This is a genomic window from Kitasatospora sp. NPDC097643, from assembly GCF_040302625.1.
Lineage (GTDB): Bacteria > Actinomycetota > Actinomycetes > Streptomycetales > Streptomycetaceae > Kitasatospora.
Genome location: NZ_JBEOSA010000049.1, coordinates 37,784 through 59,369, shown reverse-complemented (window position 1 = coordinate 59,369; position 21,586 = coordinate 37,784). Strand labels below are relative to the sequence as shown.

General features: G+C 74.8%; 20 protein-coding genes. 11 read left to right on the top strand and 9 right to left on the bottom strand.

The window, feature by feature from the left end:
* The first annotated feature begins 33 nt into the window (after positions 1-33).
* Positions 34-999 carry a 2-hydroxyacid dehydrogenase gene (locus ABTY15_RS27165; RefSeq protein WP_350600761.1) on the top strand — a complete coding sequence of 322 codons (966 nt, stop codon included), beginning with the start codon at positions 34-36 and terminating at the stop codon, positions 997-999.
* Between the two features lie 13 nt (positions 1,000-1,012).
* On the opposite strand, the gene ABTY15_RS27160 is transcribed toward ABTY15_RS27165, so the two are convergent.
* From ABTY15_RS27160 to ABTY15_RS27150, 3 genes are all read right to left on the bottom strand, one after another.
* Entirely contained in the window at positions 1,013-1,867 is an 855-nt protein-coding gene (locus ABTY15_RS27160) for an alpha/beta fold hydrolase (protein WP_350600798.1), read from the bottom strand.
* Between the two features lie 40 nt (positions 1,868-1,907).
* Entirely contained in the window at positions 1,908-2,816 is a 909-nt protein-coding gene (locus ABTY15_RS27155; RefSeq protein ID WP_350600759.1) for a DUF4231 domain-containing protein, read from the bottom strand.
* 254 nt (positions 2,817-3,070) lie between these two features.
* Complete coding sequence (locus ABTY15_RS27150; protein WP_350600758.1) at positions 3,071-3,835, bottom strand: sugar isomerase domain-containing protein; 765 nt, start codon at positions 3,833-3,835, stop codon at positions 3,071-3,073.
* Positions 3,836-4,054: 219 nt separating this feature from the next.
* Here ABTY15_RS27150 and ABTY15_RS27145 point away from each other — a divergent pair, with 219 nt between their 5' ends.
* Entirely contained in the window at positions 4,055-4,747 is a 693-nt protein-coding gene (locus tag ABTY15_RS27145) for an iron-dependent transcriptional repressor DtxR (protein ID WP_350600756.1), read from the top strand.
* A 445-nt stretch (positions 4,748-5,192) separates the two neighbouring features.
* Here the strand turns inward: ABTY15_RS27145 and ABTY15_RS27140 are convergent, their stop codons facing one another.
* The gene (locus ABTY15_RS27140) at positions 5,193-5,900 is read right to left on the bottom strand and encodes a bifunctional DNA primase/polymerase (protein WP_502893598.1); all 708 of its coding nucleotides are present in this window, start codon (positions 5,898-5,900) and stop codon (positions 5,193-5,195) included.
* A 306-nt stretch (positions 5,901-6,206) separates the two neighbouring features.
* On the opposite strand from ABTY15_RS27140, the gene ABTY15_RS27135 reads away from it, so the two are divergent.
* Both ABTY15_RS27135 and ABTY15_RS27130 read left to right on the top strand, forming a co-directional pair.
* Positions 6,207-7,583 (top strand): NsdA family TPR-like regulatory protein, encoded by a 1,377-nt coding sequence (locus tag ABTY15_RS27135; RefSeq protein WP_350600754.1) that lies wholly within the window; start codon positions 6,207-6,209, stop codon positions 7,581-7,583.
* Positions 7,584-7,743: 160 nt separating this feature from the next.
* Positions 7,744-8,883, top strand: coding sequence for a hypothetical protein (locus ABTY15_RS27130; RefSeq protein ID WP_350600751.1), 1,140 nt, complete (start codon positions 7,744-7,746; stop codon positions 8,881-8,883).
* Between the two features lie 70 nt (positions 8,884-8,953).
* Here ABTY15_RS27130 and ABTY15_RS27125 read toward each other — a convergent pair whose 3' ends face one another.
* The gene (locus ABTY15_RS27125; RefSeq protein WP_350600749.1) at positions 8,954-10,255 is read right to left on the bottom strand and encodes an ABC transporter substrate-binding protein; all 1,302 of its coding nucleotides are present in this window, start codon (positions 10,253-10,255) and stop codon (positions 8,954-8,956) included.
* Positions 10,256-10,510: 255 nt separating this feature from the next.
* Here ABTY15_RS27125 and ABTY15_RS27120 point away from each other — a divergent pair, with 255 nt between their 5' ends.
* Positions 10,511-10,945 carry an SCO4402 family protein gene (locus ABTY15_RS27120; protein ID WP_350600747.1) on the top strand — a complete coding sequence of 145 codons (435 nt, stop codon included), beginning with the start codon at positions 10,511-10,513 and terminating at the stop codon, positions 10,943-10,945.
* Between the two features lie 145 nt (positions 10,946-11,090).
* Entirely contained in the window at positions 11,091-11,957 is an 867-nt protein-coding gene (gene purU / locus ABTY15_RS27115) for a formyltetrahydrofolate deformylase (protein ID WP_350600744.1), read from the top strand.
* Between the two features lie 67 nt (positions 11,958-12,024).
* Here the strand turns inward: purU and ABTY15_RS27110 are convergent, their stop codons facing one another.
* Both ABTY15_RS27110 and ABTY15_RS27105 read right to left on the bottom strand, forming a co-directional pair.
* The gene (locus ABTY15_RS27110; RefSeq protein ID WP_350600742.1) at positions 12,025-13,230 is read right to left on the bottom strand and encodes a zf-HC2 domain-containing protein; all 1,206 of its coding nucleotides are present in this window, start codon (positions 13,228-13,230) and stop codon (positions 12,025-12,027) included.
* Positions 13,227-13,910 (bottom strand): sigma-70 family RNA polymerase sigma factor, encoded by a 684-nt coding sequence (locus tag ABTY15_RS27105; protein WP_350600739.1) that lies wholly within the window; start codon positions 13,908-13,910, stop codon positions 13,227-13,229. Before ABTY15_RS27105 ends, ABTY15_RS27110 begins: the two co-directional genes overlap by 4 nt.
* Positions 13,911-14,563: 653 nt before the next feature.
* On the opposite strand from ABTY15_RS27105, the gene ABTY15_RS27100 reads away from it, so the two are divergent.
* Complete coding sequence (locus ABTY15_RS27100; protein ID WP_350600736.1) at positions 14,564-15,040, top strand: ATP-binding protein; 477 nt, start codon at positions 14,564-14,566, stop codon at positions 15,038-15,040.
* A 411-nt stretch (positions 15,041-15,451) separates the two neighbouring features.
* Here the strand turns inward: ABTY15_RS27100 and ABTY15_RS27095 are convergent, their stop codons facing one another.
* Positions 15,452-16,441 carry a GlxA family transcriptional regulator gene (locus ABTY15_RS27095; RefSeq protein WP_350600733.1) on the bottom strand — a complete coding sequence of 330 codons (990 nt, stop codon included), beginning with the start codon at positions 16,439-16,441 and terminating at the stop codon, positions 15,452-15,454.
* 184 nt (positions 16,442-16,625) lie between these two features.
* Between ABTY15_RS27095 and ABTY15_RS27090 the strand changes: the two genes are divergently transcribed.
* From ABTY15_RS27090 to ABTY15_RS27075, 4 genes are all read left to right on the top strand, one after another.
* Entirely contained in the window at positions 16,626-17,951 is a 1,326-nt protein-coding gene (locus tag ABTY15_RS27090; RefSeq protein WP_502893597.1) for an MFS transporter, read from the top strand.
* Between the two features lie 21 nt (positions 17,952-17,972).
* Entirely contained in the window at positions 17,973-18,500 is a 528-nt protein-coding gene (locus tag ABTY15_RS27085) for a GNAT family N-acetyltransferase (RefSeq protein WP_350600727.1), read from the top strand.
* A 135-nt stretch (positions 18,501-18,635) separates the two neighbouring features.
* A complete protein-coding gene (locus tag ABTY15_RS27080) occupies positions 18,636-18,977 on the top strand; it encodes a DUF4229 domain-containing protein (RefSeq protein WP_350600724.1) in 342 nt (113 codons plus the stop codon).
* A gap of 41 nt (positions 18,978-19,018) precedes the next feature.
* Entirely contained in the window at positions 19,019-20,185 is a 1,167-nt protein-coding gene (locus ABTY15_RS27075; RefSeq protein WP_350600722.1) for a LacI family DNA-binding transcriptional regulator, read from the top strand.
* A 112-nt stretch (positions 20,186-20,297) separates the two neighbouring features.
* On the opposite strand, the gene ABTY15_RS27070 is transcribed toward ABTY15_RS27075, so the two are convergent.
* Positions 20,298-21,521: an MFS transporter gene (locus tag ABTY15_RS27070; RefSeq protein ID WP_350600718.1), complete on the bottom strand. Its 1,224-nt coding sequence runs from the start codon at positions 21,519-21,521 to the stop codon at positions 20,298-20,300.
* Positions 21,522-21,586: the final 65 nt, after the last annotated feature.

Here is a 21,586-nt window from a genome sequence, read left to right as displayed (position 1 = left end):
GGGGTCGAACGGGGGCGGGTACGCTGCGGCACCATGAGCGATCTCCCGCCCCCGGTCCTGGTCACCCGGCGCCTCGCCCCCGGCGTGATCGAACGGCTCACCGACCACCACCCCGCCACCCTGCACGACTCCGACCAGGCGATGGGCCGGGCCGAGCTGCTGGCCGCCGTGCCCGGCCGGCGGGCCGTGGTCACCACCCTCGACGACCGGGTCGACGCCGAGTTCCTGGACGCCGCCGGGCCCGACCTCGCCATCGTGGCGAACCACGCGGTGGGCTTCCACAACATCGACCTCGCCGCCTGCGCCGCACGCGGCGTCCACGTCAGCAACACCCCCGGCGTGCTCACCACCGCCACCGCCGACATGGCCTGGGCGCTGCTGCTCGCCGCCACCCGCCGGCTCGGCGAGGGCGAGCGGCTGCTGCGCTCGGGCCGACCCTGGACCTGGGCGCCGAACTTCCTGCTCGGCATGGAGCTCGCCGGCACCCAGCTGGGCGTGCTCGGAATGGGCCGGATCGGGCAGGCGGTGGCCCGCCGGGCCCGCGCCTTCGACATGCCGGTCGCCTACCACAACCGCCGCGAACTGCCGCCCGGCGAGGCCGAGGGCGCCGACTGGAAGCCGCTGGAGGAACTGCTCGCCACCTCCACCGTGCTGGTCGTCACCTGCCCGCTCAGCGAGGCCACCCGGCACCTGCTGGACGCCCGCCGGCTCGCCCTGCTGCCGCCCGGCGCGGTGGTGGTCGCGATGACCGCCGGCGTGGTGGACGAGGAGGCGCTGGCCGCCGCACTGGAGTCCGGCGCGCTGTTCGCCGCCGCCGTGGACAACTTCGAGCACGAGCCGGCCGTCCCGTCCGCGCTGCTGGCCCAGGAACGCGCCGTACTGGCCCCGCACCTGGGCAGCGCCACCGTCCGCACCCGGCAGGCGATGGGCGGCCTGGCGGTGGACAACGTCCTCGCCGTCCTCGGCGGGGGAGAGCCGGTCACCCCGGTCAAGGCCTGACCGTCGGCAGGCGCTATCCCGCCGCCCAGGCCAGGGCGGTGGTCATCACCCGGAACGCCCCGAAGTGCGCGGCGCCGGGTTCCAGGAAGAGCTCGGCGCCCGGGATGTGGTCGGCCAGCCAGCGGGAGTGCTCGACCGGGGAGAACTGGTCGTCGGCGCCGTGCCACAGCCAGGCCGGCACCGCGACGTCCTCGACCTTGAAGCCCCAGTCGGCGGTGAACGCCAGCACGTCGTCGATCCAGCCGTCGGCGCCGTGCCGGAACGCCTCCCGGTAGTTGCTCTGCAGCATCCGGCGCAGCCCGCTGTCGGCCACCACCTCCCGGTCGGCGGGCGACAGTTCGGGCCGCAGCCCGTTCAACAGCCGGACCGGGTCGTCCTTGATCTGCCGGGACCGGAACTCCATCGTGTCGGCGATCCGGCCGTGCCCGCGCTCGGCCTCCCGGTAGGCGCGCACGTTGGACGGGGTCATCCCCGCGTACCAGTCCAGCCCGGCCGCGGTGCGCGGCGCCAGGCCCACCAGCACCGCCACCCGGCTCACCCGCTCCGGCAGCAGCGCCGCGCAGGCCAGCGCGTGCGGGCCGCCGCCGGAGCGGCCCAGCACCGCGAAGCCGTCCAGCCCGAACTCGTCCGCGATGGTCCGCACGTCCAGCGCCGCCGCGCTCACCCGGCGGCCCGGCAGCCGGGTCGAGTCGCCGTAGCCGGGCCGGTCGTAGGAGATCAGCCGCACCCCCAGCCGGTACAGCACGGTGCTGCGCGGATGCGGGCCCACCCGGCTGCCGGGCATGCCGTGCAGCAGGAACACCGGCCGGCCGCGTGGGTCGCCCAGGGACTCGACGGCGAGGGCGCGGCCGTCCGCCGCCTTGACCATCCGTAACGTCACCCGTGGCCTCCTCTAGTGGTCCGGTCGGTCAGTGGTCCCGGTCGGTGGTGGTGCGGATCTCCCGGCGGGCCTGCCAGGTGGTGTGCTCCCGGGACACCGCGTCCTCGGCGTCCCGGGCCAGCCGGGCCCACAGCTCCTCGGCGTCCGGCGAGTCCAGGTCCAGCCGGTTCAGCTGGCGCCGGATCAGCTCCAGCTCGTCGGCGGCCAGCCCGTACGCGGCCGCCAGCGGCCGGTACTGGCGCAGCTGCGCCCAGGCGGTGACCGAGGCGGCCACCGCCGAGACCGTGCCGAGCGCGTCGTAGCCGAACGCGCCGAGCGCCCGCAGTACCGCCAGCACCAGCCCCAGCGCCGGGAGCACCACGCCCAGCACGCCGGCCCAGCGGCCGGCCCGCGCGCAGTACCGGGACTTGGCGAGGTACCAGTCGTGCTGGAGCTGGATCCGCTCCCGCAGGTACACCTCGCGGCGCACCGCGAGCGGCTCCGCGCGCAGCCCGCGCATCGCCGCCGTGATCCCGCCGGACTCCTCACCAGCCGTCGGCCCGACCACCCGGCCGCCCCGGAACGCGCCCAGCACCCGCCCGAGCTGGAACCGGTACAGGCCCTCGGCGTCCGGCAGGGCGCGCGGCGGCGGCTGGTAGGCATCCGCCCGGACGGCGAACTTCCAGGCCAGCGTCTTCACCGACTCGGCGGCCGCCCGGCCCTCGTACCAGAGGCCCTGCGGGTTCTGCCGGCTGATCACCACCGAGAGCCCGATCGCGCCCAGGTACGCGACGGCCGCCGGCCAGGCCCAGGGCTCGCCGTCGGCGGAGCCGGTCGCGGCGGCCACCACCAGCAGGACCAGCTCCCAGGCGGAGAGCACCACCGAGCGGCGCTGGCCCTGGAGGGAGGCCGCGTCGGCGGTCCAGAAGAGCTCGGGCAGCAGTTCCCGCTCGCGCACCCACCCCGTCCGCCCCGCCCCAGACGCCATCCTCGGCCCCCACCCGTCGCTCCGGTCGCACCGCTCTCCTGCCCCGGGCGGCTTCCCGGTACGCCTGCGCCGGGCCGGGGCCGCCCGCAATGGCCGGGAAGCCCCGGTGGATTGTCCGGGCCCGGTACGTTCGGTAGGCGAACCGGCACGGGCGGTGGCCGGGAGTGCCCCACCGGTACGGGTGCCCCGCCGGTACCGGTGTCCTGCCTGTGCAGTGCGGTGGATCAGTAGGTGTAGAAGACCCGGTCCGCGTTGTCGGCCATCTGCTTGGCGTTCCACTCGGTGCCGCCCGGGACGTTGCCGGAGCGGAACAGCGGCGGGGCGGCGGCGGTGCCGGCGGCCGCCGCGTCCGCCAGCCGGCCGACCGCCGAGGCCACCACGGCCTGCATCAGCGCGCTGGTGACGATCGTGGACACCGGGCCGAAGGTGGTCTCCGCGCCCGGATGGGTCAGCTCGCCGTCCCCGACCGCGATCTTGTTGTCCAGCACCACGTCGCAGTGGTCCTTCAGGTAGGTACCGGACGGGTGCGCCGAGGGCACCTCGGCCGGGTAGGCGAGCGAGGTCACCCCGACCACCTTCAGCCCGCGGTCCCGCGCGTACCGGGCCAGCTCCACCGGCATCATCTGGCGGCCGGACAGCGAGATCACGAACAGCAGGTCGCCCGCCGTGGCCGGGGTCAGGTCGAGGGTGGTGGTGGCCAGGCCGGAAACCCGCTCCAGCGCGCTGGACAGCGGCGCGGGCATCACCGTCACCCCGGCCATCCCGGGGACGTTCAGCAGGTTCACCGGCACCAGCCCGCCGGCCCGGTACACCACGTCCTGGGCCGGCAGCGCCGAGTGCCCGGCGCCGAAGGTGAACACCCGGCGGCCCTCGGCCACCGCCTGCGCGAGCAGCGCGGCGGCGGCCTCGATGGTGTCCGCCTCCTCCTCGCGGACCCGCTGGAGGTGCGAGACCGCGGCGTCGAAATAGCGGCCGACCAGGTCGTTCATCTGTTGCCTTCGCTCTCTGCCGGTGGGGGAGCCGGCCGGGTGGGGCGGTCCGGTGGTCCAGACCGCCAGTGGAGAAAGCTACGGCGAGCACGGTGCTGCCTCGGCGGCGCCGCTGTCAACAGGAACGAAAACCGCTGTCACGGGGCCCCGGGCGGGCCCGGTTCCCGCCCCGGTACGTCAGAATTGGCGTGAGGACACCGAGGAACGGAGCCAGCGGCGATGTCTGGGCTGATCGACACCACTGAGATGTACCTTCGCACCATCCTGGAGCTGGAGGAGGAGGGCATCACCCCGATGCGCGCCCGGATCGCCGAGCGCCTGGAGCAGAGCGGCCCCACGGTCAGCCAGACGGTCGGCCGGATGGAGCGCGACGGGCTGCTCCAGGTCGCCGGGGACCGCCACCTCGAACTCACCGAGGAGGGCCGCCGGCTCGCGGTGCGCGTCATGCGCAAGCACCGCATCGCCGAGTGCCTGCTGGTCGACGTGATCGGCCTGGAGTGGGAGCAGGTCCACGAGGAGGCCTGCCGCTGGGAGCACGTGATGAGCGAGACGGTCGAGCGCAAGGTGCTCGCCATGCTCGGCCACCCCACCCAGTCCCCGTACGGCAACCCGATCCCGGGCCTGGACGAGCTGGGCGACGCCAAGGCCGAGGGCGAGGGCTTCGACGCGGCGCTCGTGCCGCTGGACACCGTCCAGCCGGGCGACGACGGCGCCAGCGTCGTGGTCCGCCGGATCGGCGAGCCGATCCAGACCGACGGCGAACTGATGCGCACCCTGCGCCGGGCCGGGGTCCGGCCGGGCTCCACCGTCCAGGTGAGCGCCGGGGTCGGCGGTGTGCTGGTCGGCACCGGGGAGAACGCGGCGGAGCTGGGCAAGGACATCGCCCAGCACGTCTTCGTCGCCCAGGCCTGAGCCCGCCGCACGGACGAACGATCAGGGCCCGCTGCTCCCCGTGCAGCGGGCCCTTCTCGTCCTCCCCTCTTCCCTCCCGTTCCCCTCCACCCCTCCCGTTCCCCTCCGTCCCCTCCGTCCCTCCCGGTTTCCCCTCCGACCGCCTCGCCCGGCTTCCCCGTCCGAGCGACCCTTCCGGCGTCCCCTCGCACCGCAAATCCTCCCCTCGGCCGATCATGGCAATCCTTGAGCGTTGTCACTCGTCCGGGCGGCTTTCGCCGTTGACCAGCGGGTACACCGAGGCCTTATCCGGACATGCGTCTGACGGGCCCCGTCTCCGGTGGGAGACAAGGCCCGTCAGTCGCCGCGCGGGGTGTCGCGCGTTGCACGCCCTCACCCGATCGGCGGAGGGCGGCCGTTCACGGGACGGTGATTTCCCCGTCGCTCCCGCTCAGTGCACCGCCGCTCAGTGCACCGCCGCCGGCTGGGCGGGCTGGGGGCGGGCCGAGGGCGCCTCCCGGCCGCACGCGTACGCGAGCGGGCTGATCAGCTCGGCGGCGTCCGGCAGCCAGCGGTTGAGCGCCGAGGGGGAGCGGGCCCACTGGGCGTAGCCGGTGCCGCCGATCCGGGACGGCGGGGCGACCGTCCAGTCCCCCTCGCCGCGGGCGACCAGGTCGAGCCGCCCGGGCGGCCAGCCGAGCTTGCGGAGCATCTCCGGCAGCTTGGCCGCGACCCCGGGCAGCACCAGGAAGTGCAGCCGCCGCCCGATCCGCCCGGGCGCCGCGGGCAGCACCACGACCGGACCGAGCTGGAGGTCCATCCGCTCCATCCGGGCCAGCGCCAGGCAGCCGGCCGTCTCCGGGACGTCCAGGACGTCGAAGGAGCGGCCGGTGGGCAGCAGGATCGAGGCCTGCGGCCGCTCGGTCCACCAGCGCCGCACCGCACCCGGGCCGGCGCTCGCCTTGCGGGCCCAGTCCGCGTCCAGCGGGTGGGCCCCCGGCAGCGGGCAGCGCAAGTCGCCGCAGGAGCAGCGGGCGGGCCCGTCGCCGTCGATCAGCCAGGCGCCCGGGGCGACCTCCCAGTGGCGGTTCTCGGCGTAGCTGACGGCTTCGATGAGCAGCGGGGGCAGTCCGGCGTTCTTGCCCTGGTCGGGGGAGTCGGGGATGTCTTCCACACGCTGCTCAACTACCGTGTGTGAGGCTGGTTACGGCCCGGCGGAAGCCGGATGGGCGCATCCCGCCAATGTCACCCGAACCGGTTACCCAACCGCGCTGGAGCGGGCGGGGACGGGCGCAGTGGGGGCGCACAGGAGCATTTACCAGGGCGCGCGGGGGGTGGGGATCGTCACCGTGGGTATCCCGCTGGCGTTGCTGATCGCTAACCTGGTGTCAGATTCCTTGGACGGTCGGACAGTCGGCAACAGATCAGCAGAATCGTCGCCCGCCGGCCGGGACCGGAGGGTGTGGGGAGGCGAAGCCCAATGGCCGCGAGACCACTCGTCGCACGACAGCCCAACGAGCGTCTGCAGCAACTGATCCAGGAGGCCAGCTGCTCCAACGCCGGCCTGGCCCGGAGGGTCAACCTCTGCGGCGCCGAACACGGCCTGGACCTGCGGTACGACAAGACCTCCGTCGCGCGGTGGCTGCGCGGGCAGCAGCCGCGCGGGCAGGCGCCGGCGGTGATCGCCGAGGCGCTGGGCCGCAAGCTCGGGCGCAGCGTGTCGGTCGAGGAGATCGGCATGGCCGACGGCAAGAACCTCAGCTCCGGCATCGGCCTGCAGTTCGCGCCCACCCTGAACGGGGCCCTGGAGCAGGTCTGCGAGCTCTGGCGCAGCGACGTCGGCCGGCGGGACTTCCTGACCGGGGCGACGGTCGCCGCCTCCGCGCTGGTGGAGCCCAGCCGGGACTGGCTGATCACCCCGCCCGACCCGGTGGTGGCCCGCACCGGCGGGCCCCGGGTCGGCCCGACCGACGTGGCCGCGATCAGGGCGACCACCACCATGCTGGTCGACCTGGACCACCGCTTCGGCAGCGGGCACGTCCGCCCGGTGGTCGTGCACTACCTCAACTCGGTGGTGTCCGGCCTGCTCGGCGGCTCGTACCGGGACGAGACCGGGCGTCAACTCTTCGCCGCCGTCGCCAGGTTGACCGAGCTGGCGGGCTACATGGCGGTGGACACCGGACAGCCCGGCCTGGCCCAGCGCTACTACATCCAGGCGCTCCGGCTGGCCCAGGCGGCCGACGACCGCGGCTACGGCGGCTACGTGCTCGCGGCCTCGATGAGCCACCTGGCGGCCACCCTCGGCAACCCGCGCGAGATCGCCCAGCTCGCCCGCGCCGCCCAGGAGGGCGCCCGCACCGTCGCCACCCCGACGGCGATGGCGATGTTCTACGCCGCCGAGGCCCGCGGTCACGCCCTGCTCGGGGACGCCCGCTCCTGCGAGGCGGTGGCGGCCAAGGCACTGGAGATGATGGCGAAGCGCCGCCCGGAGGACGACCCGGACTGGATCGCCCACTTCGACGACGCCTACCTCGCGGACGAGCTGGCGCACTGCCACCGGGACCTCGAACAGGCCGGACCGGCCGAGCACTACGCCCGCCGGGCGCTCGACCTGCACCCGCCGACCCGGGTCCGGCGCCGCGCGGTGGACCTCGTGCTGCTCGCCACGGCGCAGCTCCAGCAGCGGGACGTCGAGCGCGCCTGCGAGACGGGCGCCCAGGCGGTGCGGCTGCTGAGCGGGCTGCGGTCGAACCGGGGCGTGGAGTACCTGGACGAGTTCCGGCGCCGACTGGAGCCGTTCCGCGAGCAGCGGGTGGTCCGCGAGTTCCACGCCAGGGCGGACGCCGAGGCCGCGTAACGCCCCGTGCGGGGAGCGTGAGGGATGTCCCGCCCACGTGGTCACCCGGTTCGGCGAACCGGTAGCGTGGGCGCGACGTCCAAGGAACTGTGATGCTCCCAAGAACCGACGAGATGTGGTCCGCCGTCAGCGCGCGGTCGTGCACAGGTGAGGAATCGCGTTGAGCCAGCGCCGCTCGTACCCCAACTCGGGTGACTTCAACCTGGACGACCTGTTCCGCCCCGAGCCCGGCCAGCAGCCCCAGGGCCAGCCGGGCCAGCCGGGCCCGCACGGCCAGCCGCCGCTGCCGCCGGTGGGCCAGCCGTCCGGGCAGCCGGAGTACCTCGGCGAGGCCGCGCACGCGATGCCCACCCAGGCCGTGCCGGCCCAGCAGGCCGCGCCCTGGGCCGGTGCGCCGCAGCCCGGCTACGGGCCCGCGCAGCACGAGCAGGCCCCGCAGACGCAGCACCTCCCGCCGTACCCGGTCGCCGACCCGCACGGCGGCTACCCGGCCGCGCAGGCGCAGCCCGGCTACCCGCAGCCCGGGCCGGCCCCGGTGCCGCAGCCGGACCCCGGCCAGCCGGGCTACCCGCCGGCCGGCTACCCGCAGCAGCCCGCGCTCGGCTGCGACCCCCGGATCTGGGAGAACACCCAGACGATCGACCGCGGGAGCCGCCGCCCGTCCCCGAAGCTGATCATCGGCGGGGTGGTGGCCGGCTGCGCGGCGGCGGGCATCCTGGTCGCCGTGCTGATGGGCGGGGACAACGACACCAAGGCCGACCCGAAGCACACCCCGGTGGCCGCCACCGGCAGCGCCGCCCCCGGCCCGGCCAGTGCCAGCGGCGCGGCCGCCGCCACCGTGAACCCCGAGGTCCAGGCCCAGGCGCAGCCGCTGTCGGACCTGCTGGGCACCGCGAGCGACAGCCGCGCGGCGGTGATCGGCGCGGTCGGCTCGGTGCAGAAGTGCGACAAGCTGCCCGACTCGCAGCAGGCGCTCACCGGGGCCGCCGGCAAGCGGCGCGAGCTGCAGACCAAGCTCGGCCAGCTGAAGACGGACAAGCTGCCCGGCGGCCAGCAACTGGTCGACCAGCTGAACGCGGCCTGGACGGCCTCGGCGCAGGCCGACGACGAGTACGCGGCCTGGGCGCAGGACTCCCAGGCCCCGGGCGCCTGCGACCCGAAGAAGCTGGACAACCAGCACTACAAGAACGCCGTCCAGGCGAGCGGCACGGCGACCACCGCCAAGAAGCAGGCGTCCACCCTGTGGAACGTGATCGCCGGCCAGACCGGGCTGCCCACCCGCGGCGACGGGGACCTGTAGGCGCGGGCGGTGGGCGGACGGGCGACGGGCGGACGGGCCGGTGGAGCGGCCCGTCCCGTGGGATCCGGGCTCAGGCCGGCGGGTGGCCGCCGGTGAGGACCCAGCGGACGTCGACGAAGCCCGGTTGTTGCAGGGTCATCCGGCCGCCCTTGACCACCTGGTAGGTGACCCAGGTGTTGACCAGCCGCGGGGACTCGGTGCTGGGCAGCATGTTGGTGGTGCCCCAGTTCAGCGGCGGGGTGAGGCCGACGTCGATGCCCTCGCCGGTGTCCAGCAGCCCGGAGACCGACTTCGAGGTGATCTGCTTGCCGGCCGCGTCCAGCTTCTCGACGACCGCCCGGAACACCTCGTACGAGACCCAGGTGGTCTGCACGCCCGGGTCGGACACGTCGATGGTCCGGCCGCCGGTGGTGTCGGCGCGCACCACCGCGCGCAGCCCGTCCCAGACCTTGGCCGACTCCGGCGGGTACCAGCTGGTGACGTAGGCGCCGGCCAGCGGGCCGGTGTCGCCGCCGGTGGAGTCGACCACCGACTGCTGCACGCTGCCGATCACCGAGGCGATCCGGGTGTTCCTGGGGTTCAGCCGCCGGTAGGAGTCCAGCAGGTTGCCGGTCGGCTCGGCACCGAGGGCGCTGGTGATGCAGTTGCCGGCCTCGTCCTTGCCGATCGCCTTGCGGGCCACCGGGGTGTAGTCGGAGGACTTCTCGGGGGCCTTGACGTCGAGCAGCTTGAGCCCGGCCGGCTTGAGCGCGTTGGCCAGGTAGCCGAGCAGGTTGTCGCCGGCCGGGGTGTCCGGGCGGACCAGCGCGACGCTCTTGCAGCCGGCCTCGACCAGCTGGCGGCCGCTGCCGCCGATCAGCGCGGGCATGCCGCCGTCCACCGGGTACGACAGCGGGCTGCTGAACTCGGGCTGGGAGAGGCCGTAGCCGCCGATCAGCGGGATGCCGGCGCGCTCCAGCACCGGCATGAAGCGGTCGCCCCACTGGCTGTAGGAGCCGATCACGGCGACGGCCTTGGCGTCCACCGCCTGCTGGGCGCAGGCCGTCGCGCCCTCGACGGTGTTGTGCTCGTTGCAGGTGAGCACGCGCAACTGGCGGCCGTTTAACCCGCCCTTGAGGTTGACGTCGCGCCCGATCGCCTCGGCGAGCGCGGTCATGCCGGGGCGGTCGGCCGAGCCGGTGCCGGCCGGGGCCCAGGTCATCACGGTGAGCTCGCCGTTGCTGGTCGAGGCGTCGGCCGGTCCGCCGCACGCGGAGGCCGAGAAGAGGGTGGGGAGCAGGGCTGCGGCGGTCGCGGCGGCGGCGACCGGGCGCCGACGGCGCGGTCGCACGGGCACCGGCCGGGGCCGGAACGTGTCCCTTCGGCTGGTCATTGGTCTTCCCTCTCTGGCGCGCACTCCGGCGCACCGGATTCAGCCAAGCCCTGGCGGCACAAGGCGAGAGGGCCGAAAAATGAACGGCCGGGAAACGGACACCTAATAGCGGAGCGGTACGCGTGTAGATCGGGAGTGGAGTACGAACGAAGGGGGAACGTACGATCGCTGTCCATGTCCGCCAGCACAGATTCTTCGCACCGGTCTGCTCGAAACTCTTCTCGACCGGGCCACCGCTCCAGCACCATGGGCGCCATGCCCCTCAACGACCTGCCCTGGTGGCGCTGGCGCGCCCGACTGCGCTCGGCGCTGCACATGCTGTCCGACCTCGGGTTCCAGCAGGAGACCTGGCTCACCGGCCGGGAGGGGTACGGCGACGTGACCGACGCCGTCTACCGCCTCGTCGAGGACACCTGGCTGGACCGCTGGTCGGCCGAGAAGTACGTCGGCACGATCTTCCGCGACTCGACCGAGGCCGCCCTCGTCGACGTCGCCGTCCTGCGGGTGGTCCGGCTGCTGCACGAGGTCGGCGCGGACGCCCCCGCCTCCGCCTACCTCGGCCACCCCGGCTGGCCGGACGCCGTCCGGGCCGCGCGCGAGGCCCACCTCACGCTGGCCGGCAACGACGGGGACGACCCGCAGGCGCCGCCCAAGTCGCTGGACGTGCTGCGCATCCTGACCCAGGTCTGAGTCCGCGGCCCCCAGCCCCCGGCCCGGGCCCTGAGCAGCGCCGTCCCGCAGTACGGGCAGCGGGACGGCGACCGTCCAGGATGTGACACGCTGGACCATTCAGCATCCGTAGGCATCCGCACGACCTCAGGACGGGATACCCCCAGTGGACCAGCAGCCGGCCAGCGCCCAGTACGTCCTCACGCTGTCCTGCCCCGACAAGCAGGGCATCGTCCACGCCGTCTCCAGCTACCTCTTCATGACCGGCTGCAACATCATCGACAGCCAGCAGTTCGGGGACGGCGACAGTGGACTGTTCTTCATGCGGGTGCACTTCTCCGCGGTCGAGCCGGTCACCGTGGACAAGCTGCGGGCCAGCTTCGCCGCGATCGGCGCCTCGTTCGGGATGGACTGGCAGATCCACCCCACCGAGGAGCGGATGCGGATCGTCCTCATGGTCAGCAAGTTCGGCCACTGCCTCAACGACCTGCTCTACCGCACCCGGATCGGCGCGCTGCCGGTGGAGATCGCCGCGGTGGTCTCCAACCACACCGACCTGCGGGACCTGACCGAGAGCTACGGCATCCCGTTCCACCACATCCCGGTCACCCGGGACACCAAGGCCGAGGCGGAGCAGCAACTGCTGGACCTGGTCGCCAAGGAGAACGTCGAACTGGTCGTGCTGGCCCGCTACATGCAGGTGCTCTCGGACCAGCTGTGCACCGCGCTGTCCGGCCGGGTGATCAACATCCACCACTCCTTCCTGCCGAGCTTCAAGGGCGCCAAGCCCTACCACCAGGCGCACGCCCGCGGCGTGAAGCTGATCGGCGCCACCGCGCACTACGTCACCGCCGACCTCGACGAGGGCCCGATCATCGAGCAGGAGGTGGCCCGGGTGACCCACGACATCACCCCGGACCAGCTGGTCGCGCTCGGCCGGGACGTCGAGTGCCAGGCGCTGGCCCGCGCGGTGAAGTGGCACAGCGAGCACCGGGTGCTGCTCAACGGCAGCCGGACGGTCGTCTTCGGGTAATCCCTCCATTCTGGTCCGTTGCGGTCCGGTCCGGTCCGGTCCGTTGCGGTGCGTTGCGGTGCCGGGCTCAGGGCCGGGACAGCAGCGGCAGCGCGTGCAGCACCTCGCGAATCGCGGCCCGGTCGCCGTGCTCGCCGACCGGCAGCCGGTCCGGGTCACGGTGCGCGGCGGCCAGCTGGCAGAGCTCCAGGCCCTCCAGCACCATCGAGGCCACCGGCTCACCGCCGGGCGGGCCCGGGTCCGGGCCGTCCAGGGGTATCAGCCACTCGCCGGCCGCCGGGCCGTCGACCACCAGCCGCAGCCGGCGGCCCCGGGCACCCCGGATGTTCAGGTCACCCCGGTCACCCCGGTCACCCCGGACGCTCCGGTCACCCCGGGCCGCCCGCAGCCCGGCCAGCGCCTGCGGGAGCATCCGCACCGCCAGGTCGACCATCTGCCGCAGGTGCTGGGGTGCCGGCGGGTCGTACGGGTAGGCGACCGCGCGGGCCACGTCCTCGCCGTGCGCGTAGCAGACGAAGGCGCGGTCCACGAAGGCGTCGCGCAGCGGCAGGGTCACGAAGCCGTAGTCGACGGGGGTGTTGCCCTGCGGCGCCAGCGCGGCGCTGCGGACCAGGTCGTGGGTCTGCCGCCGCCACCGGGCGCGCACCGACTGCGGTGGCAGACCGGCCTGTTCGGCGACCAGCCGGGCGGTGCGCCCGGTGATCCCGGCGTACCGGCCGCCCTGTGGTGGTACCCGGGGCACCGGGGCCGGCCCGGCCGACTCCTGCGGCGGCACCCGCCGTTCGGCCGGCGCGGGCGCGCCGCCCGGGGCCGCGGGCACCGGGTCGGGCAGGCCGAGGGCGCGGGCCAGGTAGCCGTCCACGGCGGTGAGGTGGCCCAGCACCTCGGCCGGGCGCAGGTGCTGGACGCCGCCGTGCCACGGCAGTTCGGCCACCTCCTGCCACTCTTCCGGGCCGAGGTCGCGCAGCAGCGCGTCGAGCTTGGCGGTCTCCGCGCCGTACGGCAGACCCCAGGCGGGGACGGGCAGTTCGGCCGGCCGGCGGGCCAGGCACCAGTCGAGCACCTGCTGGCGCAGCGGGCCGGGCTGGTCGAGCGGTTCGTCCAGGGCGAGCCAGCCGGCCGCCTCGCGCAGCCGGGCGGCCTCTGCGGCGCACTCCGGGCAGCCGCGCAGGTGCTGTTCGAGCTCGGCGGCCTCCTCGCCCGGGCAGGCGCCGAGGGACCAGGCGCCGAGCAGCGAGCGGTGGGCGTCGTGCTGCTCCTCGGTGGTCGTCACGTGCCCCCTTCCCCGTGGTCGTCGGTGTCCGGTCCGGACCGGTCCGGCTCGGACCCGTCCGGTTCGGCCGTGTCCTGGCGGGCGTTCTCCTCGGCGTGCTGCTCGGCCGGTTCGGCGGCCAGTTCGGTGGCCAGCAGCTCCAGGCCGAGCCGCATCCGCTGCTTGGCGGCCTGCTCGCTGATGCCGAGCAGACGGGCCGTCTCCCGGTAGGTGCGGCCGTCGTAGTACGTCACCGCGATGGTCTCACGCAGGGGTTGGGGCAGGGAGTCGACCACGTACTGCATGCGCGCGGCGGTGGCCACGGTGCGGATCTCCGCCTCGGCCGCGCCCGCGTTCGCGCCGCCCGCGCCCGGCGGGGCGTCCGGGGCGCCCGCCGGGCCGTACTCGGCGGCGCGCCGCGCCCGCAGCCGGTCGACGGCGCGGCGGTGGGTGAGCGCGCCGAGCCAGGAGCGCAGCGAGCCCCGCGCGGGGTCGAACTCCTCGGGGTGCTCCCAGACGTGGGCGAAGATCTCCCGGGTGAGCTGACCGGCGGCGGCCTGGTCGGCCAGGACGCGCCCGGCCAGGCCGTGCACCATCGGCGCGAGCTGGTCGTAGAGTTCGCCGAGCGCCGTCTCCTCGCCCCTGGCGAGGCGTCGTTGCAGCTGCTCGTCCCAGCGGGGGGTGCCGTCCGGGGTGGCCATCGGGAACCACCCTCCTGTGCCCAGGTCCGCTGGCGTACTCAACGGTATCCTGCGCCCGACCGGCGGCGGGAGCAATCCCCGAAGATCGCGACGGAGATCGCGACGACGATCGGAGCGGGCTCCGGAACGGCGATCGGAGCGCGGTCCGGAGCGGAGTTCGGAACGGGTCCGGGGCCCGGTCCGGCGGATCGTCACATGGTTCGACGGTCCGCTCGTGGGACGGTCCGTCGAAGCCGCTGTTCGAAGGCGGTCGGACATATGTCGCACGGGTGGTTCGCGAGTGGCGGGCCGGGTGTCGGGGGTGTGCGGCGGTAGGTTCGCCACTGCGGAACCGGCAGGTCGGCCGGGCCCGGACGAGCGCCGGTGCGAGGCTCGCGAGCGTGAACGGGACAGTATGCACTGCCCTGTCCCCCGATCGCTGGAATATGCCCGAAGCGCTTGCTGCGGTTCGTCGGCCGACTCATCCTGAGGCGTATTCGTGTCGCGGCCAGTGCGCGACTGACGAGGCGGCGCGGGCGGACAGGCCGGGTGAGCGTCGGGCGAGAGCCCGGTTGAGGGTCCGGGTGGCGCCGGGCGACGTGCGAAGGCCCGCCGGCCGGCCGACCCGGCCCGATCGGGACGATGGCCGAACTGCGAGTGCAGGTGGTGGAGCGGTGCAGGTTCTTCAGGTGCAGCTGGCGGTGCAGGCGGACCCCGCCGAGGTCGGCCGGGCCCGTCGGTGGGTGCGCTCGCGGCTGCTGAACCACGGCGTGGACCCGGACGCGCCGATCGCCGAGACGGTGGTGCTGGTCGTCTCCGAACTGGTCACCAACGCCGTGGTGCACACCGGTTGTCCGGCCGTGCTGCGGCTCTGTCTGCCGGTGGACGAGACCCCGGCGGGCGGCGCGGAGCCGGCCGGCCCGCTGCGGGTGGAGGTCGCCGACGCCAGCCAGTCCGCGCCCTGTCCGCGCCGGGCCGGGGCGGACGAGGACGCCACCAACGGGCGCGGCCTGGAGCTGGTCGAGCTGCTCTGCGACCGCTGGGGCTGGTACCCGGACGGCTCGGGCAAGCGGGTCTGGTGCGAGATCGGCGCCGACGCCCGGCCGACCGACCCGCTGGCCGCGGTGGACTGGGCGGCGCTGGCGCAGTAACCCCCCGCTGACCCCCCCGCCCGCTGACCCCCGCCCCGGAGCCCCGGTGGCCCCGACAGCGATCAACGGGCCGAAAGTTGACGCAACCATTCCGAATTTCGGACTAGCCATTGACGTGACGTATCCGACTGATCACGCTTGGGTGCAGCTCTTCGTCGCGAGGGGACGCCGAGGGACACCCGAACGCCGCCGCGGTGCTGCTGTCCAGGGGGATCGTGCCAGCAGGGGGGCCGTGGACTGCCGGTCGGGGGTTGCTCCTTGGCGAGTGCGGAGGGCGTGCGCGGGTTCAGGGCCCGTGCGTCGCGAGGGGATGGCGGCGGGCCGTGCCGCGCTGGGGGTGCGCGCGGCTCGCCGCCGTCCCTTTCGTCGTCCCGTTCACCGTCCAGGTGCGGCGCTTTCCGGCCAGTGGGCTCAACTCGCCCGTTCCGTCGGCGGTTCGACCGCACGGAAGGTCCGCCGGTAGACGCTCGGCGCCACGTCCAGCCGGCCGCGCAGCTGGAGCCGCAGCGAGGCCGCGGTGCCGAAGCCGGACTCCCGGGCGACCTGGTCGATCGTCAGGTCGGTGCGCTCCAGCAACTGGCGGGCCCGTTCGGTGCGTTGCACGGTGAGCCACTGGCCGGGGCTGGCGCCGGTCTCCTCGCGGAAGCGCCGGGTGAAGGTCCGCACGCTCATGCCCGCCCGGTCGGCGAGCTGGCGCAGGGCCAGCGGCCGGTCCAGGTGTTCCAGCGCCCAGGCGCGCACCGCGGCGGTGCCGTGGGTGCCGGAGTCCACCGGGCTCGGGGCCTCGACGTACTGCTTCTGGCCGCCCTCACGCCACGGCGGCACCAGGCAGTTGCGGGCCACCGCGTTGGCCACCGCGCTGCCGTGGTCGCGCCGGACCACGTGCAGGCACAGGTCCACCCCGGCGGCCACCCCGCCGGAGGTCAGGACGTCGCCGTCGTCGGTGTACAGCACGTCGGGGTCCAGCCGCACCCGCGGGTACAGCTCGGCGAAGCGGTCGGTGTAGCGCCAGTGCGTGGTGGCCGGGCGGCCGTCCAGCAGCCCGGCGGCGGCCAGCAGGAACGAGCCGGTGCAGATCGACATCAGCCGGGTACCGGGCCGGATCCGGGCCAGGGCGGCGGCCAGTTCGGGGGTGAAGGCGGCGTCGGGGCGCGCCGGGCTGCTGTCGGCGGAGGCCGGGATCACCACGGTGTCGGCCCGTTCCAGCAGTTCCGGGCCGTGCTCCACCGCGACCCGGAAGTCGGCGCTGGTGGCGACCGGCCGGCCGTCCAGGGTGCAGGTGGCCACCTGGTACAGCGGGCGGCCGTGCCGGTCCTTGGCGCCGCCGAAGATCCGGGCGGGGATGCCCAGTTCGAAGGCGATCACCCCGTCCAGGGCCAGGACCGCGACCAGGTGCGCCATGCCGTTCCTCCCGTTCTCCGGTGCTCAGGTGCTCCGGATTTCCGATGCTCCGGTGTTCCGGTGCGCCGGTTCCTTCGCCGCTGCTGCTGCGGGCCAGCGTACGCCGGGCCGTGGCCCGATCCTTGCGAAAGCTGTCAGTCAGGCCACTCGTCGCCGGCCGCCGCGCCCCGGGACACTCGTCCGCGTGACCGAACGGAACGCCCTCGCCCCGGACCCCGCGACCGCCCCCACCAGCACTCCCGCCCGCCCCGCCGGCCCCCGCGTGCACTACGCCTGGGTGGTGGCCGGCGTCTCGCTGCTCGTCCTGCTCGGCTCGGCCGGCTTCCGCTCCACACCGAGCCTGATGATGGACGCGCTGCACAACGAGTTCGGCTGGTCGCTCGGGACCATCTCCAGCGCCACCTCCGTCAACCTCACCCTCTACGGCCTCACCGCCCCCTTCGCCGCCGCCCTGATGGACCGCTTCGGCGTCCGCCTGGTGGTGGTCTGCGCGCTGCTGACCATCTCGGTCGGCGCCGGGCTCACCATGCTGATGCGCCAGCCCTGGCAACTGGTGCTCTGCTGGGGCGTGCTGGTCGGCCTCGGCAGCGGCTCGATGGCCGGCGCCTTCGCCACCACCGTCACCGGCCGCTGGTTCCGGGCCCGCCAGGGCCTGGTCACCGGGGTGCTGACCGCCGCCGGGGCAGCCGGAAACCTGGTCTTCCTGCCGGTCGGCGCCTGGTTGGTCGAACACCACGGCTGGCGCTCGGCGGTGATCGTGGTCTCGCTCGCCGCCAGCGCCGTCGCCGTCCCGGTCCTGCTGCTGATGCGCGAGCGGCCCGCCGACCTCGGCCTGCTCCCGTACGGCGCGACCGAGGCCCCGCCCGCCCCGGTGGCCGACGCGCGCGCCCTGACCCGCTCGCTGCGGGTGCTCCGCGGCGCCGCCCGCTCCCGGGCGTTCTGGCTGCTGGCCGGCTCGTTCGCGATCTGCGGCGCGACCACCGCGGGCCTGGTCGGCACCCACTTCATCCCGGCCGCGCACGACCACGGCATGCCGGTCACTACCGCCGCGAGCCTGCTCGCCCTGATCGGCGTCTTCGACGTGATCGGCACGATCTTCAGCGGCTGGCTCACCGACCGGGTCGACTCCCGGATCCTGCTGGTCGTCTACTACGGCCTGCGCGGGCTCTCGCTGCTCCTGCTGCCGCAGCTGCTCGCCGGCTCGCCGCAGCCGCCGATCCTGGCCTTCGTGATCTTCTACGGCCTGGACTGGGTGGCCACCGTCCCGCCGACCGTCGCGCTCTGCCGCCGGCACTTCGGCGAGGACGCGCCGATCGTCTTCGGCTGGGTACTGGCCAGCCACCAGATCGGCGCGGCCCTGGTGGCCGGGCTGGCCGGCCTGGCCCGGGACGCGCTCGGCAACTACGACCTCACCTGGTACGGCGCGGGCGCCCTGTGCGCGATCGCCGTCGGGCTCTGCCTGGCGCTGCGCACCGGGCGGCCGGAGCGGGCGGTTCCGGTCCTGTCGTAGCGGATCGCTAGGCTCCGCTTCATGACCCTCACCTTCACGCTGGACCCGAAGCCCGACCCCGACCTGCGCACCGCCGTCGTCCGGCTCTGGATGGACGTCAGCAACGCCGGTGGCGCGGTCGGCTTCGTGCCCCCGGTGACGGAGGACCAGGTCTGGGACTCCGCCGACCGGCAGTTCGCCGGGACCGATCCGGACGGCCCCGACCGGCTGCTGGTCGCCCACGAGACCGCGACCGGCCGGCTGGTCGGGGTGCTCTTCTTCGAGTCGATGCGCTTCGAACTGATGGAACACTGGCGGACGCTCAAGCGGGTCATGGTGCACCCCGACTTCCAGGGCCTCGGCTACGGCGCCCAGCTGCTCGCCGAGGCCGAGCGGGTCGCCCGCGACTGGGGCCTGCAGAGCCTGCGGCTGACCGCGCGCGGCGGGCACGGCCTGGAGCACTTCTACGCCCGCAGCGGCTACCGCGAGGTCGGCCGGGTGCCGGCCGCGATCCGGGTCGCCCCCGGCGACGAGCGGGACGAGATCACCATGTGGCTCGACCTGCGCTGACCGGGCGGCGGGCCGGGGTCCCGGGGTGGGCTGACCGGTGCGGGGGCGGGCCACCCGTTCCCCGCACCACGCGTTGGGCATGCTTCACTGGGAGACCGGCCCATGCCCAAACCCAGTCGAGAAGGATGTGTCCCCGTGAGCAGCACCGGCCCGGAGAAGTCCCACGCCACGCTCCGCTACACCTCCCTGCGGGTCAGCATCTTCCTCGGCTGCCTGCTGGTCGCGCTGCTGCTCGGGCACTTCCAGATCCTCCCGGTCAGCGGTGAGCTCGGCGTGATCTTCCTGTTCCTGCTGGCCGCGATCGTCTCCGCGCCGCTCAGCTACGTCCTGCTGAGCCGCCAGCGCGACGAGATGTCCGCCCAGATCAGCGACAAGGTCTCCGGCCTGCGCAGCCGTACCGCCGAGCGGATCGCCGCGCAGAACGCCGAGGAGGACGCCGCCGACGAGGCGTCCCGCGCCACCACCCGCCAGGGCTGAGCGCCGGCCCGGCCCGGACCCAGACCCCGATCGCAGCCGCCGTGCGCGCCTCCGAACCCACCCCGCCCGCTGCCGAGCAGCCGCCGTCCGCCGCCCGGCCGCCTGCCGAGCAGCCGCCGTCCGCCGCCCGGCCGTCCGCCGCCCGGCCGTCCGCCGAGCAGCCGCCGCCCGCCGAGAGTGCGGCCGGGACCTGGCCGGCCGCGGTGCGTCGGCCCACCGGCCGGGACGTCGCCCGGCTCGCCGGCGTCTCCCAGGCCACCGTCTCGCTGGTGTTCTCCGGCTCCGAGGCCGGCTCCCGGGTCTCCGACGCCACCCGGGAACGGGTCCGGGCGGCCGCCCGCAGCCTCGGCTACCGCCCGCAGGCGGCCGGCCGGCAGCTGCGCCTGGGCCGCAGCGGGATGATCCTGCTGGCCGTGCCGAACATCCTCGGCCCCTTCTTCGGCCGGGTCCTGGAAGGCGTCCACGAGGAGGCCGGCCGGCACGGCCTGGCGGTCGTGGTCAGCTCCGGCTGGGGCAGCGCCACCCTCGCCGAGGCCGCCACCACCAGCCGCTTCGACGGCCTGCTGATCTGCTCCCCGGACGACAGCCAGCTCGGCGAACTCCCAACCGACACCCCGGCCGTCTTCCTGGACGCCGACCCCGGCACCGACCGGGCCCGGCCGACCATCGAGCTCGACGTGGCCGGCGGGATGCGCGCCGCCGTCCAGCACCTGGCCGGCCTCGGCCACCGCCGGATCGGCCGACTGCGCTCCACCCACTCCGCCTACACCTTCCGGGTCCGGCAGGCCGGCTTCGAGCGGACCGCCATCGAACTCGGCCTGGACGTCGTGGAGTTGGGCGTCAGCCTGAACGAGGGCCAGCCGGCCGCCCGGATCGCCGCGCGCCGGCTGCTGGAACGCCCGGACCACCCGCGCGCGGTGATCTGCGACGACGACGTGGTCGCCTCCGGGGTCTACCAGGCCGCCGCCGAGCTGGGGCTGCGCATCCCGGCCGACCTGTCCGTGGTGGGGATGGACAACGTCCCGGTGGCGGCGCTGCTGGCCCCGCCGCTGACCACCGTCGACCTGCCGGGCGAGGAGCTGGGCCGGGCGGGCGCCGCGGCCCTGGCCGGCCTGCTGCGCGGCGAGCGGGTGGCGCCGCTGTCGCCGCTGGCCACCTCGCTGGTGCTGCGCTCCTCCACCGCCCCGGCGACGGCCGTGGCGGGCTGACCGGAGCGCGCCGCCCTGCCCGCCACGGCTGATCACCGTGACGTAAGAGGGGAAGAGCGAACCGCGCCCGCCGGCCAGACCACCGGCGGGCGCGGTCGTACGTGGGGCCGGCTCAGCCGACCGGCACCGCCTCGCCCGGCACCGGCTCGACCCGCGGCGCGAGCGGCGCCGCCCGGAACCAGCCGCGGGCGCCGAACAGCAGCACACCGCCCAGCGCGATCCCGCCCGCCGCGCACAGCGCCACCGAGCGCAGCGAGCCCTCGGCGAGGTTGCCGGACACCGCGTACCCGAGCGAGTTGCCGGTCGCGAACAGCGTCACCAGCCAGGCGAACGCCTCGGTCACCGTCCCGGTCGGCGCCAGCTCCGCGACCAGCACGAACGCCGCCGCCAGCAGCGGCGCCAGCACGATCCCGGACAGGAACGCCAGCGCGGCCATCGGGTACGGCCCGGGCAGCGCCACCAGCGGCAGGTAGGAACCGGCCATCGCGAGCGCCATCACCCAGGTGCGGGTGGCCGTGCTGCTGCGCCACTTCACCGCGCCGTAGGCGAGCGCGCCGAGCAGCCCGCCGAGCGCCGCCAGCGCCAGCAGGGTGCCCGCGCCGCCCGGCAGGGCGCCGGCGTGGCGTTCGGCGTAGGCGATGAACAGCACGTTCTGCGCGCCGACCGCCCAGCCGGCCCCGGCCAGCCCGAGCAGCAGCAGCACCAGGCCGGGCGAGCGCAGCGGGCCGAGCAGCCCGGCCGAGTGCTCCCGGGCCGGGGCGCGCCAGGCCCGGGCGGGGGCGGCGGTGGCCACGATCAGCGCGCCCGCCAGGCCCAGGCCAGCGGCCACCCAGAGCGCGGCGACCGGGCTGAACAGCCCGGCGATCCCGGCCACGGCGAGCGGTCCGGCCACGTAGAGGATCTGCTGGGAGGCGGAGTCGAAGGCGTACGCGGTGTCGAGCTGCTCCTCCTCGACCACGGCCGGCCAGAGCGAGCGCAGGCAGGGTTCGAGCGGGGGCATGGCCAGGCCGGCGATCGCGGCGCCGACCGGGGCGGCCAGCGCGGAGTCGGGGGCGAGGGCGAGCAGCGCGTACCCGCCGCCGGCGAGGACGGCGGAGGCCAGCAGCACGCGCGGCTGCCCGGTGCGGTCCACGATCCGCCCGAGCACCGGCCCGCCGACGGCGGCGGAGATCGCGTACGCGGCGGTGGCCAGCCCGATCCGGCCGTACGGCGCGCCGGCCTCGCGCAGGGCGAGGGCGATCACCAGGGCGGTCATGCCGGCGGGCAGGCGGCCGAGCAGGGTGCCGAGGAGCAGACGGCTGACGTGCGGGGCGCGGAGCAGGGCGAGGTAGCCCATCGGCGTTCTTCTCCGGTCTGGGCAGGCGGGGGTGGGGGCGTTGTCAAAGTTATACGTATAACTGC